The organism is Azospirillum sp. NS33 (assembly GCF_059703765.1).
In genome coordinates this window covers 219,545-234,680 of record NZ_BAAKJB010000004.1, presented here as the reverse complement: position 1 = coordinate 234,680, position 15,136 = coordinate 219,545, and the positions used below count along the sequence as shown (strand labels likewise).

12 protein-coding genes and 2 pseudogenes are annotated in these 15,136 nt (G+C 74.1%); 8 read left to right on the top strand and 6 right to left on the bottom strand.

All coding sequences use genetic code 11. The features are described 5' to 3' along the window. Both AC6H2I_RS06385 and AC6H2I_RS06380 read left to right on the top strand, forming a co-directional pair. Nucleotides 1-238: pseudogene (locus AC6H2I_RS06385) on the top strand (acetyl-CoA C-acetyltransferase); the annotation flags it as partial. Nucleotides 239-667: 429 nt separating this feature from the next. Beyond that, the gene (locus tag AC6H2I_RS06380; protein ID WP_497499746.1) at nt 668-3,037 is read left to right on the top strand and encodes a Tex family protein; all 2,370 of its coding nucleotides are present in this window, start codon (nt 668-670) and stop codon (nt 3,035-3,037) included. Between the two features lie 81 nt (nt 3,038-3,118). Here AC6H2I_RS06380 and AC6H2I_RS06375 read toward each other — a convergent pair whose 3' ends face one another. After that, nucleotides 3,119-4,012, bottom strand: coding sequence for a branched-chain amino acid aminotransferase (locus tag AC6H2I_RS06375; protein ID WP_497499745.1), 894 nt, complete (start codon nt 4,010-4,012; stop codon nt 3,119-3,121). A 116-nt stretch (nt 4,013-4,128) separates the two neighbouring features. On the opposite strand from AC6H2I_RS06375, the gene AC6H2I_RS06370 reads away from it, so the two are divergent. The 5 genes from AC6H2I_RS06370 to dmeF all read left to right on the top strand — a co-directional run bounded on the left by AC6H2I_RS06370 (nt 4,129) and on the right by dmeF (nt 8,940). After that, entirely contained in the window at nt 4,129-4,641 is a 513-nt protein-coding gene (locus AC6H2I_RS06370; protein ID WP_497499744.1) for a MarR family winged helix-turn-helix transcriptional regulator, read from the top strand. A 91-nt stretch (nt 4,642-4,732) separates the two neighbouring features. After that, nucleotides 4,733-5,425, top strand: coding sequence for a response regulator (locus tag AC6H2I_RS06365; RefSeq protein WP_497499743.1), 693 nt, complete (start codon nt 4,733-4,735; stop codon nt 5,423-5,425). Further along, nucleotides 5,422-6,846: an ATP-binding protein gene (locus AC6H2I_RS06360; RefSeq protein ID WP_497499742.1), complete on the top strand. Its 1,425-nt coding sequence runs from the start codon at nt 5,422-5,424 to the stop codon at nt 6,844-6,846. The genes AC6H2I_RS06365 and AC6H2I_RS06360 overlap by 4 nt, the downstream gene beginning before the upstream one ends. 89 nt (nt 6,847-6,935) lie before the next feature. Next, nucleotides 6,936-7,874 carry an L-lactate dehydrogenase gene (locus AC6H2I_RS06355; RefSeq protein WP_497499741.1) on the top strand — a complete coding sequence of 313 codons (939 nt, stop codon included), beginning with the start codon at nt 6,936-6,938 and terminating at the stop codon, nt 7,872-7,874. Nucleotides 7,875-7,959: 85 nt separating this feature from the next. Further along, complete coding sequence (dmeF, locus tag AC6H2I_RS06350; protein ID WP_497499740.1) at nt 7,960-8,940, top strand: CDF family Co(II)/Ni(II) efflux transporter DmeF; 981 nt, start codon at nt 7,960-7,962, stop codon at nt 8,938-8,940. Nucleotides 8,941-8,970: 30 nt separating this feature from the next. Here dmeF and AC6H2I_RS06345 read toward each other — a convergent pair whose 3' ends face one another. The 5 genes and pseudogenes from AC6H2I_RS06345 to AC6H2I_RS06325 form a co-directional block, all read right to left on the bottom strand. After that, nucleotides 8,971-10,035, bottom strand: coding sequence for a hypothetical protein (locus AC6H2I_RS06345; protein WP_497499739.1), 1,065 nt, complete (start codon nt 10,033-10,035; stop codon nt 8,971-8,973). A gap of 184 nt (nt 10,036-10,219) precedes the next feature. Beyond that, a complete protein-coding gene (locus AC6H2I_RS06340) occupies nt 10,220-10,666 on the bottom strand; it encodes a hemerythrin domain-containing protein (RefSeq protein WP_497499738.1) in 447 nt (148 codons plus the stop codon). An 88-nt stretch (nt 10,667-10,754) separates the two neighbouring features. Then, complete coding sequence (locus tag AC6H2I_RS06335; RefSeq protein WP_497499751.1) at nt 10,755-11,078, bottom strand: AMP-binding enzyme; 324 nt, start codon at nt 11,076-11,078, stop codon at nt 10,755-10,757. A gap of 171 nt (nt 11,079-11,249) precedes the next feature. Beyond that, nucleotides 11,250-12,419 (bottom strand): annotated as a pseudogene (locus AC6H2I_RS06330) (AMP-binding protein); the annotation flags it as partial. 14 nt (nt 12,420-12,433) lie between these two features. Then, on the bottom strand, nt 12,434-14,701 hold the full coding sequence (locus AC6H2I_RS06325) for a GNAT family N-acetyltransferase (protein ID WP_497499737.1): 2,268 nt from the start codon (nt 14,699-14,701) through the stop codon (nt 12,434-12,436). Nucleotides 14,702-14,842: 141 nt separating this feature from the next. On the opposite strand from AC6H2I_RS06325, the gene AC6H2I_RS06320 reads away from it, so the two are divergent. Continuing rightward, on the top strand, nt 14,843-15,094 hold the full coding sequence (locus AC6H2I_RS06320; protein WP_497499736.1) for an acyl carrier protein: 252 nt from the start codon (nt 14,843-14,845) through the stop codon (nt 15,092-15,094). Nucleotides 15,095-15,136 lie beyond the last annotated feature (42 nt).

Sequence of the window (15,136 nt, the reverse complement as noted above, 5' to 3'; positions counted from 1 at the left end):
GGCCAACGAGGCCTTCGCCGCCCAGGCCCTGGCGGTCAACCGCGAGATGGGCTGGGACCCCGCCCGGGTCAACGTCAACGGCGGCGCCATCGCGCTCGGCCATCCCATCGGTGCCTCCGGCGGCCGCGTCCTGGTCACCCTGCTCCACGAAATGCGCCGCCAAGGCGCGGCCAAGGGCCTCGCCACCCTGTGCATCGGCGGCGGCATGGGCGTGGCGCTCTGCGTCGAACGGGGCTGAGCCGCCCCGTCACCCCCGCGGCCGGCCCGGGAGCGGGCCGGCCGCGGCCCCGTCGCCCCCATCGCGCAGGCCATGTGGCCGGGTCGTGCTGCTCCCAGCCATAGGCGATCAGCGGCGGGTCGACGCCGGCGTCCAGGGCGTCGCGGGTGGCGGTGCACGGGCCGCGCCCGAATCTTGCCGCCATGGTCATGTCGTCGGTCACCGGCGCGCCGTCGAACCTCCATCGAGCCCGGCGAGGGTCACGTGGCTGAGCGTCATCCAGGCATCGGTGGTGTCGAGCACCCGCCGGACCGGGCGCCAGTCGTTTGCCGATGACAGCCGCGGATCCTCCCCCGTCGGTGGGACGGTCCCGGTCAACGCTGGCCTCGCCGGCGGTTTGGGCGTATAGGGGCAGCCTTTCGGTTCACGACGTCCGAGACGGTTTTACGCATGCTCTCCATCGCCAAGCGCATCGCCGACGAGCTCCAGGTCCGCGACTCCCAGGTCGAGGCCGCGGTCAAGCTGCTCGACGAGGGGTCCACGGTCCCCTTCGTCGCCCGCTACCGCAAGGAGGCGACCGGCGGCCTCGACGACACCCAGCTCCGCACCCTGGAGGAGCGGCTGGGCTACCTGCGCGAGCTGGAGGAGCGGCGCGCCACCATCCTCCACTCGGTGGAGGAACAGGGCAAGCTGACCCCGGAGCTGGCCGCCCAGCTGCGCAGCGCCGACACCAAGACCCGGCTGGAGGACCTCTACCTCCCCTACCGGCCGAAGCGCCGGACCAAGGCGCAGATCGCCCGCGAGGCCGGGCTGGAGCCGCTGGCCGACCTTCTGCTGGGCGACCCGACCCGGGTGCCGGACGCCGAGGCCGCCGCCTTCGTCGACGCCGACAAGGGCGTCGCCGACGCCAAGGCGGCGCTGGACGGCGCCCGCCACATCCTGGTGGAGCGGTTCGGCGAGTCCGCCGAGCTGGTCGGCCGCCTGCGCGGCCTGATGGCCGACCAGGGCAAGGTGTTCTCCAGGGTGATCGAGGAGAAGCGCGCCGAAGGCGCCAAGTTCTCCGACTACTTCGATTTCGACGAACCGCTGGCCAAGGTGCCGTCGCACCGCGCGCTGGCGCTGTTCCGCGGCCGCTCCCAAGGGGTGCTCGACCTGCGCCTTGACGTGGACACCGCCGACGGCGAGCCCCACCCGGCCGAGCGCATCATCGCCGTCCACGCCGGCATCCGCGACCAGGGCCGGGCGGCGGACAAGTGGCTGGGCGACGTCTGCCGCTGGACCTGGAAGCTGAAGATCGGCCCGCACGTCGAAACCGACCTGATGGGCACCCTGCGCGAGCTGGCCGAGGACGAGGCGATCCGCGTCTTCGCCCGCAACCTGCACGACCTGCTGCTGGCCGCCCCGGCGGGCCCGCGCTCCGCCATCGGGCTCGACCCGGGCATCCGCACCGGCGTCAAGGTCGCGGTGATCGACGCCACCGGCAAGCTGGTGGAGACCACCACCATCTACCCGCACGAGCCGCGCCGCGACTGGGAGGGCTCGATCGCCACCCTGGCCGCCCTCGCCAAGCGCCACGGGCCGGAGCTGGTGGCCATCGGCAACGGCACCGCCAGCCGCGAGACCGACAAGCTGGCCGCCGACCTGATGGCCCGCCACCCCGACCTCGGCCTGACCAAGGTCATGGTGTCGGAGGCCGGCGCCTCGGTCTACTCGGCCTCCGCCACCGCCGCGGCCGAGTTCCCGCAGCTCGACGTGTCGCTGCGCGGCGCGGTGTCGATCGCCCGGCGCCTCCAGGACCCGCTGGCCGAGCTGGTGAAGATCGAGCCCAAGTCGATCGGCGTCGGCCAGTACCAGCACGACGTGGCGGCGGGGAAGCTCGCCCGCTCCCTGGACGCCGTGGTGGAGGACTGCGTCAACGCCGTCGGCGTCGACCTCAACACCGCCTCGGTGCCGCTGCTGACCCGGGTGTCCGGCCTCAACGAGACGATCGCCCGCAACATCGTGGAGCACCGCGACGCCAAGGGGGCATTCCGGTCGCGCCGCCAGCTCCTCGATGTGGCGCGGCTCGGCCCGAAGACCTTCGAGCAGGCCGCCGGCTTCCTGCGCATCCAGGGTGGCACCACCCCGCTCGACGCCTCGGCGGTCCACCCCGAGGCCTACCCGGTGGTCGAGCGCATCCTCAAGGCCACGGGGCGCGAGCTGGGCAGCGTCATCGGCGACGCCCGCTTCCTGCGTTCCCTCAACGCCGCCGATTTCACCGACGAGCGCTTCGGCGTTCCGACGGTGGAGGACATCCTCAAGGAGCTGGAGAAGCCCGGTCGCGACCCCCGCCCGGAGTTCAAGACGGCGACCTTCAAGGAGGGCGTCAACGAGCTGAAGGACCTGCAGCCGGGACTGACGCTGGAAGGGGTGGTGACCAACGTCACCGCCTTCGGCGCCTTCGTCGACGTCGGCGTCCACCAGGACGGGCTGGTCCACATCTCCCAGCTGGCCGACCGCTTCGTCAAGGACCCCCACGAGGTGGTCAAGGCCGGCGACGTGGTGAGGGTGAAGGTGCTGGAGGTCGACCTGCCGCGCAAGCGCATCGCCCTGACCATGCGCACCCAGGAGGCGGCGCCGCGCCAAGCCCCGCACAAGGACGGGGCGGCGGGCCGGCCGGACCGCACCGGCCCGCGCGAGGAGCGGCGCGGCCCGCCGTCCCGGGGCACCGACAAGCGGTCTCCGGCCAAGCCGGCGCCGCGCGCCGCGGCCGAGGCGCCGCCGGCCAACAACGCCTTCGCCGAGGCCTTCGCCCGGGCCCAGTCCAACAAGAAGACGTGAGCCGGGGCCCGGTCGGCCCGCGGCCAGCCGCTCGGCGGTGGCCGCGGGGGGCAGTCCGCGGGGGGGGCAGGCCGCCGGGGGTCAGGCCGCGGCCGCGGTGGTCCGGGCGCGCACCAGGGCGTCGTAGTCCGTCACCAGAGTCTCGCACACCCGGCCCGGCGTGAAGCGGTGGTCGCCGATGGCGCCCACCGGCGTCACCTCCGCCGCCGTGCCGGTGAGGAACACCTCCTGGGCGTCGGCCAACTCCTCGGGCCGGATGGGACGCTCGACGACCTCCAGGCCGCGGGCCCTGGCCAGCGCGATGACCGTGCGCCGGGTGATGCCGTCGAGGAAGCAGTCGGGGGTGGGGGTGTGGATCTTGCCGTCGATGACCAGGAACAGGTTGGCCCCGGTCGCCTCGGCCAGCAGGCCGCGGTAGTCGAGCATCAGGGCGTCCTGGAACCCCTCCGACTCCGCAGCGTGCTTGGACAGGGTGCAGATCATGTAGAGACCGGCCGCCTTGGACGCCACGGGCGCGGTGTCCGGGGCGGGCCGGCGCCACGGTGCCCACATCAGGCGGATGCCGGCCATTTTCGCCTCGGCGCTGAAGTAGCTGGGCCACTCCCACACGGCGATCGCCAGGTGGATCTTGCTCTGCTGGGCCGACACGCCCATCATCTCGCTGCCACGCCACGCAACCGGACGGACATAGGCGTCGGACAGCCCGCTCGCCGCCACCGCGGCCTCGGTCGCGGCGTCGATCTCGGCGACGCTCCATGGAATCGTGAAGCCCAGGATCTCCGCCGAGCGAACCAGCCGACGGCTGTGTTCGGTCAGTTTGAAGACCCTGCCGTTGTAAACCCGCTCGCCTTCGAATACACAGCTTGCGTAGTGCAAGCCGTGCGACAGCACGTGCAGCGTCGCGTCGCGCCAGGGAACGAGGGCACCATCGTACCAGAGGGTGCCGTCGCGGTCGTCGAAGGGGATCATGGCCATGGGTCGGGTCCTCGAAGTCTGCCAGGGCCGGAGCGGTTGCCTGTCGTCCGGCCGCCTTGATAGATTGTGTCTCATCTGCCGACCCATTGGTAACATTCCGCACCGATCACGTCAACATGGCTGACATAAAAGCAGGGGTGAACCAGCTCTTCCTTCGCGAGGAGGAGCTGCGCGCCGGCATGGAGCTGCTGTTCTATGCCTACCGGGAGTTCACCGCCGAACCCGACGAGATCCTGGGCAAGCTCGGCTTCGGCCGGGCCCACCACCGCGTCATCTACTTCGTCGGCCGCCACCCCCGGATCACCGTCTCGGACCTCCTGGCGATCCTCCGGATCACCAAGCAGAGCCTGTCGCGGGTGCTGGGGGAGTTGGTCCGCCAGGGCTACATCCTGCAGGTGACCGGCGTGCGAGACCGCCGCCAGCGCCTTCTGGAGCTGACCGAGAAGGGGGTCGAGCTGGAGCGCCTGCTGTCGGAAACGCAGCGCCAGCGCATCGCCCGCGCCTACCGCATGGCCGGCGCCGAGGCGGTCGAGGGGTTCCGCAACGTCATGATGGGCATGCTGGACGAGGAGGACCGGGCGCGCTTCGCCCCGCTCCCGCCCGCCCGGCTGACCGCCACCAAGCGCTGACCCCCCTCCCGCCCCCCTCCCCCGTGGTGGCGGCCCCCGCGGCGGCGCGAAGTGGCTCCCGCCGCCGCGGGGGCCGCGCTATAGTCGCGCCATGATCGAAGATCCGCCCCACATCCTGGTCGTCGACGACGACACGCGGCTGCGCGAGCTGCTGCGCAAGTATCTGTCGGCCAACGGCTTCGTGGCGACCACCGCCAAGGACGCGGCCGACGCCCGGGTGCAACTCTCCGGCCTGTCCTTCGACCTGCTGGTGCTGGACATCATGATGCCCGGGGAGACCGGCCTGGAGCTGACGGAGTCGCTGCGCAAGGACAGCGACGTGCCGATCCTGCTGCTCACCGCGCGCGGCGAGCCGGACGACCGCATCGCCGGTCTGGAGGCCGGGGCCGACGACTACCTCGCCAAGCCGTTCCAGCCGCGCGAGCTGGTGCTGCGCATCAACTCCATCCTGCGCCGCCAGGCGACCAAGCCGGTCGAGCCGTTGGCGCAGCCGGTGCGGCTGGGCCGGCTGGTCTTCCATCCCGAACGCGACGAGCTGCGCAACGGCGAGGAGGTGATCCGTCTGACCACCGCGGAGGCCGGGCTGCTGCGGGTGTTCGCCGCCGCCCCGGGCATGGTGCTCTCGCGCGAGGAGCTGACGGAGCGCTGCAACGTCGCCGGCAACGTGCGCACCGTCGACGTCCAGGTGACGCGGCTGCGCCGGAAGATCGAGACGGACCCGCGCGAGCCCCGCTTCCTGCACACCGTCCGCGGCGAGGGCTACGTGCTGAGGCCGGAGGGATGAGCGCCGCCCCCGGCCGCGCCGACGGCGGCAAGGCCGGCGGACGGGTGTCCCAGCGGCTGCGCGACTTCGGCGGGACGCCGCCGCACGGGGTGAAGCGCTTCCTGCCGCGCACCCTGTTCGGGCGGTCGCTGCTGATCATCGTCACCCCCGTGATCCTGGCCCAGGCGGTCGCGACCTGGATCTTCTACGACCGCCACTGGGACACCATGACCAACCGCCTGGCCTTCGCGGTGGCCGGCGACATCGCCATGATCGTGGAGCAGCTCGACCGCGACCCGAGCGAGGCCGGCATCGCCCGCACGCTGGCCATGGCGGCGCGCACCACCGACCTGGTGGTGACCCTGGAGCCGGGGCAGACCCTGGTTCCGGAATACGAGGTCCAGGCGTTCCAGCCCAAGCGGCGCTGGCCCAGCCTGGGCATCCTGCGCTCGGCGCTGGCCGTGGCGCTGGCGGAGCGGGTGGGCCGGCCCTTCTCGATCGACACCAACGTCGCCCACGAGTGGTACGAGATCCGCCTCCAGCTCCCCAACGGCGTGCTGTCGGTGATGTCGCCGGAGCGCCGCCTGTTCAGCCCGACCAGCTACATCTTCATCTTGTGGATGATGGGCTCGGCGCTGGTGCTGTTCGCCGTCGCCATCGTCTTCATGCGCAACCAGATCCGCCCGATCCGCCGCCTGGCGGTCGCCGCCGACGGCTTCGGCAAGGGACGCGACGTGCTCAACTTCAAGCCCGAAGGGGCGCTGGAGGTGCGTCAGGCGGCGGCGGCCTTCATGGTGATGCGCGAGCGCATCCAGCGCCAGATCACCCAGCGCACCGAGATGCTGGCCGGGGTCAGCCACGACCTGCGCACGCCGCTGACCCGCATGAGGCTGGCGCTGGACATGCTGGGCGAGGGCCCCGAGGTGGAGGAGCTGAAGGACGACGTCGCCGAGATGGAGACGATGATCGAGGGCTATCTCGCCTTCGCCCGCGGCGAGGGCACCGAGGCCGTGCAGCCGACCGACCTGGAGCGCCTGGTCACCGAAGTGGTGAACGGCGCCCGGCGCGAAGGGGCCGACGTGACCGTGCGCCTGTCCGGCCGGCTGTCGCTGCCGCTGCGCCCCAACGCCTTCCGCCGCTGCCTCGCCAACCTGCTGGCCAACGCCCGCCGCCACGCCCGCCATGTCTGGGTGGAGGCGTCGCGCAGCGGCGGACTGGTGGAGATCGCCATCGACGACGACGGCCCCGGCATCCCCGCGGCGGCGCGCGAGGACGTGTTCAAGCCGTTCTTCCGCATCGACGCCTCGCGCAACGCGGCGACCGGCGGGGCCGGGCTGGGCCTGACCATCGCCCGCGACGTGGTGCGCAGCCACGGCGGCGACATCGTCCTGGAGGACAGCCCGCGCGGCGGGCTGCGGGCGCTGATCCGCCTGCCGGAGTGACGCCCCGCGGCGTCGTTGACCCTGGACGCGCCGGCCCCGGCGGCGCACCCTTGCGCCTGGACACCAGCCAGGAGCCCAGGAGAGACAGCATGAAGGTCGGAATCATCGGCGGCGGGTTCGTCGGCAGCACCGCGGCGTTCGCCATGGTGATGGCGGGATCCGCCAGCGAGATCGTGCTGGTGGACGCCAACGAGAGGTTGGCGCTGGCCCAGGCGCACGACATCGCCCACGCCATCCCCTTCGCCCATCCGGTGGTGGTGCGCCACGGCGGCTACGACGCGCTGGCCGGGGCCGGGGTGGTGGTGCTGTCGGCCGGCGTCGCCCAGCGGCCGGGCGAGACGCGCCTGCAGCTGCTGGAGCGCAACGCCCGGGTCTTCGCCGCCATCATTCCGCAGGCCCTGGCCGCGGCCCCCGATGCGGTGCTGCTGGTGGCGAGCAACCCGGTGGACGTGATGACCCAGGTGGCGACCCGCATCTCGGGCCTGCCGCGGTGCCGCGTGCTGGGCTCCGGCACGGTGCTCGACACCGCCCGCTTCCGCGCCCTGGTCGGCCAGCGCCTCGGCGTCACGCCGAAATCCGTGCACGCCCAGGTGATCGGCGAGCACGGCGATTCGGAGGTCCTGCTGTGGTCGGGCGCGCGCGCCGCGGGGATGGCCGTCGACACCTTCGCGGCGCGCACCGGCCGCCCGCTGACCGCCGAGGACCGGGCGGCGATCGACGAGGGGGTGCGCCGCGCCGCCTACAGCATCATCGACGGCAAGGGGCACACCGCCTTCGGGATCGCCGGCGGGCTGGCCCGGATGGTCGCCGCCATCGCCGCGGACGAGCGGGCGGTGCTGACCTGCTCGCTGCTCAACGACGACGTGCTGGGGGTGCCCGAGGTGGCGCTGTCGCTGCCCCGGGTGATCGGCGCCGGCGGCGTCCTCCAGACCGTGGTGCCGGACCTGGCCGACGACGAGGCCGCCGCCCTGCGGCGCAGCGCCGAGATCCTCAAGGAGGCGGCCAGCTCCGTCGAAGCGACGCTCTAGTGCTGGGCGTCGGGGCGCTGCGCACCGATGCGCTCGCACGGTTTTCGATCGTCCGAGCGAATCTCGGCACCGGGGGAGCGGGGGCATGGTGATGGAGGACGCGCAGCGCTGGGGGCACGACCACAGCTTCGGACAGGACGCGGTGCGCCCGGGGGAACGGCGCACCGCCGTCGTGATCGGCCTCACCGCCATCACCATGGCGGTGGAGGTGGCGGCCGGCATCGCCTTCGGGTCGATGGCCCTGCTGGCCGACGGCCTGCACATGGCGTCCCACACCGGCGCCCTGGCCATCGCCCTGGTCGCCTATGTCTACGCCCGCCGCCGCGCCCACGACCGCCGGTTCAGCTTCGGCACGGGAAAGGTCAACGCGCTGGCCGCCTTCAGCAGCGCCCTGATGCTGGCGCTGTTCGCGCTGCTGATGGCGGCGGAGTCGGTGGAGCGCCTGCTCCATCCCACCGCCATCGCCTTCGGCCAGGCGGTGGCGGTCGCCGTGCTCGGCCTCGCCGTCAACGTGGTCAGCGCCGTCGTCCTGACCGGCGGCGGGTCCGGGCCCACCCACGTGAAAACCCATGGCCACAGCCATGGGCATGAGCACGGGCACAGCCATGGGCACAGCCATGGGCATGCGCACGGGCACGGCCATGACGACGCCAACCTGCGCGCCGCCTACCTGCACGTCCTGGCCGACGCCTTGACCTCGGCGCTGGCCATCGTCGCCCTGCTGGGCGGCTGGCTGGCGGGCTGGGCCTGGCTCGACCCGGTCATGGGGGTGGTCGGGGCGGTGCTGGTGGCGCGCTGGGCGTGGGGGCTGATCCGCCAGTCCGCGGAGGTGCTGCTGGACTTCCAGGGGCCGCACCACCTGCGCGCCGAGGTGGTCGCCGCGGTGGAGGGGGATGGCGACAGCCGGGTGGCCGACCTGCACCTGTGGTCGCTCGGCCCCGGCCTGTTCACCGTGGTGCTGTCGGTGGTGGCCGAGGTCCCGCGCCCGCCGGAAGACTACAAGGCCCGCCTGCCCGCCGGGCTGGTCCACCCCATCGTCGAGGTCCGCCGCCGCCCGCCCGACTGACGGCGGCGCCCCCACCTCACGCCCCCCGCCTCACGCGGCGACCGTCACCGTCTCCGCCGTGCGCGCGCCGCAGGTCGCGGCGAACGCCGCGGCGGACTGCGCCCGCGCCGTGTCGAACACCGCCAGATCCTCGAAGAAGTAGCTGAAGAACCCGCGCTGCACCGGGATCTCCACCGGCACCATCATCACCTCGCGGAACGGCGCGCCGAGCACGCCCTTGCGCACCAGCCGGTTCACGAAGTCGATGCTCGCGACCTGCTGGGCGTAGGGCGCGTTGAACCACAGCTCCGTCTCCAGGTCCTTCACCTCGAACTGGTTCTGCGGCAGGCGGCCGCGGAAGCCGAAGGACTGGGGCCGGGCCATGAACAGCACGTCGGCGTCGCACAGCTCGTTCAGCAGGAACTGGCGGATGTACGCGCCGTCGATCCGCCGTCCCGCGGCCGCCGCGGGGTCCGGCGCATCGAAGCCGTAGGAGGTGAGCCACAGCGCGTCGCGCACCGCCTCCCAGGTGATATCCGCCACCTCCACCTTGGGCAGGCTGTCGCACAGCCGCTCCTTCTCCTCCGCCGGGCGCCCGGCCTGGAGCGCCGCACGCTCGTCGTGGCGATGCGCCAGCATGGCCCGGGCGGCGGCGTTGGCGTGGACGTACTCCACCCCCAGGGCGGGGTCGTAACTGTTGAACAGGATGGGGATCGCGGCGCCGTTGAAGCACGCGGCGATGGCCGCGAAATGCTCCTGCGGGCGGGCCGGCACGCTGGTCTGGGCCGGCAGCACCCGGTCGACCACGTCGCGCAGCGACGCCGGCGGCGGAGCGTACAGCAGCCGCTTCAGGTATTCCGGCCAGGCCGGGGCCAGCACGCCCTCGAGGCCCCGGGTGGCGAGGATCCACCAGTTGAGCGGCAACAGCGCGCCACGGAACGGCGTCGCCTCCACCGCCGCGGCGACCAGCGACCGCAGGTCGACGGCGGCGCGCGCGCCGGCCGCCACCTCGTCGCGCTGCACCAGCCACTCCCAGGTCCAGTGGATCATGCCCGAGGAACAGGAGATCATGTCCGGCGCCACGCCGCAGTCGCTGGCGGCCTGCAGGAATCCCACGCCGTGGGCGTTCGATCCGCCGATTCCACCCAAGGCGAACGCAACCGACCGTTTGTTCGTGTCAGACACAGGCGTCCTCCGCTTCCGCATTGCGGTGCGAAGGACTATCGCAAAAAGAGTGCTTCGATGCAACGCGCGTGCGACGGCGGGCGGCGCCGGTGCGGTAGCGCCCGCCGCCGCCGCCCTAGCCTTCGGACAGCGGCTTCAGCGCCGCCAGGGCGTGCGCCTTGCGGTCCTCGAACAGGCGGGCCAGCTCCTTGGAGCGGCCGTCGTCCAGGGCTTCGCGCGCCTCCTCGAACAGCTCCTCCTCCTCCTCGTCGAGGTGGTGGCGGACCAGTTCGCCCAGCACCTGCAGCTTGGCCTTGAAGGCCAGGTCGCGCGAGGTCATGGCGTTCAGCTCCTCGACCAGGCCGTCGATCAGATGGTGCTCGTTCAGGCCTTCGACCGTTTCCTGGCGGGCCGCCTTGCTGTCCTTGAGGGCGGCGTAGAAGATGGTCTCCTCGGCGCGCCCGTGCGCCCACAGCTCGCGTGCCAGCTCGTCGTAGCAGCCATCGGCCTCGCCCTTCTCGGCGCGGTCCAACAGGCCGCGCAGGGTGTCGTGATCCTTCTTGATGCGCTGGAAGATGTCCATGATCGTCGGGCTCCGGTTCGTGCCTTCGGCGGCGGCGGGACGGCGGCGGGACCGCGGCGGCCCGCCGCCTCACCGGAAGAACCCCGCGTCACGCCTGCGGTTCCCCGCCGTCCCCGGACTGGCCGTCTCCGGACTGGCCGCCCCCGGACTGGCCGCCGGCCAGCGCCCGCAGCCGCCGCCGCACGATCTTGCCGCTGGGGGTGTGCGGCAGGGCCGCGGCGAACACCACCTCCCGCGGCGCCAGCGCCGGGCCGAGACGGCGCCGGGCGTGGGCGATCAGGGCGAGGGCCAGATCGTCGCTGGCGGCCACTCCGGGCTTCAGCGCCACGACGGCCGCCACCACCTCGCCACACAGCGGGTCGGGTCGGCCGACGACTCCGGCATCGGCGACCGCCGGGTGCTCCAGCAGCACGCTTTCCACCTCGAACGGGCCGATGCGGTGCCCCGACGAGGTGATCACGTCGTCGGCCCGGCCGATGAAGACGCAGCGCCCGTCGGCGAGGCGCCGCACCAGGTCGCCGGTGAGGTACCAGCCGTCGGCGAAGCAGGCGGCGGTGCGCTCCGGCTCGCCGAGATAGCCGCGGAACAGCGACGGCCACGGCGTCCGCAGCGCCAGCTCCCCCTCCGCCGCCGCGCCCTCGAGCACGTCGACCCCACCGGGCCGGCGCCGCACCACCGCCGCCGCCACGCCGGCCACGGCCCGGCCGAGGACGCCCGGCTCCGGCTCCTCCCCGGCCGGCGTGCCGAGCATGATCGCGCCGGTCTCGGTCTGCCACCAGGTGTCGTGGAACGGCCGGCCCAGGACCGCCGCGCTCCAGCGCACCGCCTCGGCGTCGAGCGGTTCGCCGACACAGGCGAGGTGGCGCAGGCTGGCGAGGTCGTGGCGCCGCGCCAGCGCGTTGCCGGCGCGCATCAGCAGGCGGACGGCGGTCGGCGTGCTGTACCACACGGCGACGCGCTGGCCCTCGATCACCCCGTACCACCGTGCCGGGTCGAATCCGCCCTCGTCCAGCACCAGGACGGCGCCGCAGGACAGCGGTGCCAACAGGCCGTAGACCGTGCCGGTCACCCAGCCCGGGTCGGCGGTGCACTAGAAGACGTCCCCCTCCCGCACCCCCAGGACGCGGCGTGCCGTGGCGTGCTGGACCACCAGGGACTCGTGGGCGTGCAACGCCCCCTTGGCCGCGCCGGTGGTGCCGCTGGTGAAATGCAGCAGCGCCCGGTCGCCCGGCCGGGTCGGCGCCACGGCGGCGGCCGGGTCGGCGGCGGCCAGCAGCGCCGGCAGCGCCTCCACCGTCAGCACCAGGGGGGCCGGGTCGAGGCCGGCGGGCGCCTTGCGCCGCCACAGGGCCTCGCTGGTGACGACGACCCGGGCGGCGCCGCGGGCGAGACGGTCGCGCAACGGCTCCGGCCCGAAGGCGGCGAACAGCGGCGCCACCACGCAGCCGGCCTTGAGCGCCCCCAGGGTGGCGACCACCAGCTCCGGCCGGCGCGGCAGCAGCGTCGCCACGACCGCCCCCGGCCCGACTCCGGCCCGACGCAGGGCGTCGGCGAAGCGCGTGCTCGCCTCGGCCAGGGCCGCGTAGGTGAGCCGCGCGGTCACGCCGCCGCGGTCCAGCCAGCGCACCGCCTCGGCCGCGCCGGCGCCGCGCGCGACGTGCCGGTCGGCGACCGCCCAGCCGATGTTGAAGGCGCCGCCGGGGCCCGCCAGGGCGCGGCGCTCCTCCTCCCAGGGGTCGGCCCGCGGGTCCATGGCGGCCTCCTGCATCACAGCGCCAAAGCCACGTGCACCACGCCCGGGTCGTCGGGCGAACGGCGGCGCGTGAAGCCCAGGGCCTGGCACAGGCGCAGCATGGCGCGGTTCTCCAGCAGCACCTCGCCGAACACTTCGCCCACGCCGCGCCCCCGGGCGTGATCGAGGAGGCCCCGCATCAGCACCGGCCCGAAGCCCAGGCCGGCCATGTCGTGGGCGACCATGATCGCGAACTCCCCGCGCTCGCCGTCGGGGTCGGCCGAGAGGTGGGCGACACCGTGCAGCTCGGCCGCCCCGGGCGTCCCCGGCCCGGCCACCGCCAACCCCATCTCGCGATCGTAGTCGAGCTGGGTCATCCGGGCGGCGGTGGCGTGGGCCAGCTCGGTCATCGGCGCGAAGAAGCGCAGGCGGATCTCGTCGGCGGTCAGCCGCGCGAACAGCGCCTGCAGGGCGGGTTCGTCCTCGGGCACCAGGGGGCGCACCTGGAACACCCGGCCGTCGGCCAGGGCCAGCGGCGCCTCCAGTTCGCGCGGGTACGGACGGATCGCCGGCGCGGCGTGGACCGCCCCCGGCGCCGCGCGGTCGAGCCGCACCGCGCCGATCCAGGGCCCACCGGGGCCGAGGCGCAAGGGCCGGAGTTCCAACAGCGCCACCTCCGGCCGCTCCTGCGCCAGGCGGGCCAGCCGGACCAGCAGCGCCGCTCCGGCGTCGACCGCCGCCGCCGTCCCCGGCGCGGCCAGGGCGCCGACCCAGGGCACCCGGCACAGGGTGTCCCGTGCCAGCGCCAAGTCGAGGGGCGGAAGGACGGCGACGGCGTCGATCCACAGCACCGGGCCGAACACCGGGTCGCCGGCCACCCGCACCGCCAACTCGGGTCCCACCGCCGCCGCACCGGCCGCACCGAGTCCGGCCACATCGAGTCCGTAGGCGGCGAGCAGACCGGCCGCGTCGCCGGCCGCCACGGCCACGGCGGCGGCGGCGGTGTCCACGGCGGGTCCGTCGGGCAGCGCCGGCGGCGTGCGCATCAACTGTTCCTGGCCGCGCCGGTGGCGCACCCGGTGCAGGAAGGCACGCACCGCGCGGTCCGGGGTGTCGTAGACCGGGACGTGGGCGCGGGCCAGATCGGCCGCCGCGCGCCCGGCGTCGTCCTCGCCCAGCCAGCTCGCCAGGACCGGCCGCGACCCGGCAGCCCCGATCCCGACACCGGCCACGGCGCCGGCGACCTCCCCGGCGGCGGCCAGGGCGGTCGGCGCGTGGACCACCAGGACCGCGTCGACGGCGGGGTCGCTGCACAGGCGGCGCACGGCCGCGGCGTAGGCGGCGCCGTCCGCCCCCTCGCCGAGGTCGAGAGGGTTGGCGTCCCCCTCGGGGCGGGCCAGGCGGCCGACCCCGCCGGGGTTGACCTGGTCGCCAAGGGCATCGGCGGCAAGCCGGCCGATGCCCCGTCCGTTGGCGACGATGGCCAGCCGGTCGCCGCGCAGCGGCGCCTCGGACGCCAGGGTGCCCAGGGCGTCGAACAGGCTCTCCAGGGTGCGCACGCGCAGCGCGCCCGAGCGCCGGAAGGCGGCGTCGTAGACGGCGTCGGGCGTGCCGTCCGTGGTGTCGTGGCGGCCGGTGCGCAGCACGATCACCGGCTTGATCCGCGCCGCCGCCCGGGTTGCCGACAGGAAGCGCCGGGCGTCGGTCAGGCGGTCGAGCGCCAGCAGGATCGCCCGGCACCCCGCCTCTGCGGCGAGGTGGTCGACGACGTCGGCGAACCCGACATCGGCCTGGTCGCCCAGCACCGCCACGTGCGAGAAGCCGACGTCGCGGCGCACCGCCCAGTCCAGCACCGCGCCGGCCAGGGTGCCCGACTGCGCCACCAGGGCGACGTGGCCGGCCGGCGGCGGGCGGTGGAAGGCGCCGGCCACCAGGCGCCGGCCCGGAACCGCCACCCCCAGGCAACCGGGGCCGACCACCCGCACCCCGTGCGCCTTGGCGGCGGCGCGGATCGCCGCGCCCTGGCCGGGGTCGGTCGCATGCGCGCCCAGCAGCAGGACGGCCCGGGCGCCGCGCGCTCCGGCCTCCGCCACCAGGCCGGCGGCACGCTCCGGCGGCGCGACGAGCAGGCAGAGCGCGGGCACGGCCGCCGCGAGGTCGCCCAGGCGGCGCACCGCCAGGGCCGGCCCGCCGCCGGCGGCCGGGAGGTTCCGCGCAGCCGCCCGTGTCACCGGGTCGTCGGGGTCGCCCACCAGCACCATCCCCGTCGGGTGGAACAGCGCCTCCAACGCGCGCACGGCCATGACCGCCTCCCTGGCGCAGCGCCCCGCGCCCGAATTTTGTCGTTTCGCCACCCCCGCCGGCGGCTTGCTTTCGCCCGTCGTTCCGGCGACGGTTCGGCTTTCAGGATGCACCGTGGCTCCCGCGAACGGAAGAGACCCTGCATGGACACCGCCACCGCCCCCGCCGCCGTCGACCGCGCCGTGCTCGACGCCCTGCACGCCGTCGCTCCGGACGCCGACCTCGCCGCCCTCGACCCGGAACAGCCGTTCCGCGACCAGTTCGAGTTCGACTCCGTGGACTTCCTCAACTTCGTGCTGAAGCTGGAGACCCGCTTCGGCCGCCACGTCGACGAACTCGACTACCCCCGCCTGGTGTCCCTGGCGGGCTGCCGCGCCTATCTGGCGGCGGGCTGACCCGGCGGGCCGCCGAACCGCTCACCCGCCCCTTGGGAAGCC

Bases quoted from the DNA above. Each gene is read 5' to 3' on its own strand.
- AC6H2I_RS06380 (WP_497499746.1), top strand. From the start codon at position 668: ATGCTCTCCATCGCCAAGCGCATCGCCGACGAGCTCCAGGTCCGCGAC.
- AC6H2I_RS06375 (WP_497499745.1), bottom strand. From the start codon at position 4,012: ATGGCCATGATCCCCTTCGACGACCGCGACGGCACCCTCTGGTACGAT.
- AC6H2I_RS06370 (WP_497499744.1), top strand. From the start codon at position 4,129: ATGGCTGACATAAAAGCAGGGGTGAACCAGCTCTTCCTTCGCGAGGAG.
- AC6H2I_RS06365 (WP_497499743.1), top strand. From the start codon at position 4,733: ATGATCGAAGATCCGCCCCACATCCTGGTCGTCGACGACGACACGCGG.
- AC6H2I_RS06360 (WP_497499742.1), top strand. From the start codon at position 5,422: ATGAGCGCCGCCCCCGGCCGCGCCGACGGCGGCAAGGCCGGCGGACGG.
- AC6H2I_RS06355 (WP_497499741.1), top strand. From the start codon at position 6,936: ATGAAGGTCGGAATCATCGGCGGCGGGTTCGTCGGCAGCACCGCGGCG.
- dmeF (WP_497499740.1), top strand. From the start codon at position 7,960: ATGGTGATGGAGGACGCGCAGCGCTGGGGGCACGACCACAGCTTCGGA.
- AC6H2I_RS06340 (WP_497499738.1), bottom strand. From the start codon at position 10,666: ATGGACATCTTCCAGCGCATCAAGAAGGATCACGACACCCTGCGCGGC.
- AC6H2I_RS06325 (WP_497499737.1), bottom strand. From the start codon at position 14,701: ATGGCCGTGCGCGCGTTGGAGGCGCTGTTCCACCCGACGGGGATGGTG.
- AC6H2I_RS06320 (WP_497499736.1), top strand. From the start codon at position 14,843: ATGGACACCGCCACCGCCCCCGCCGCCGTCGACCGCGCCGTGCTCGAC.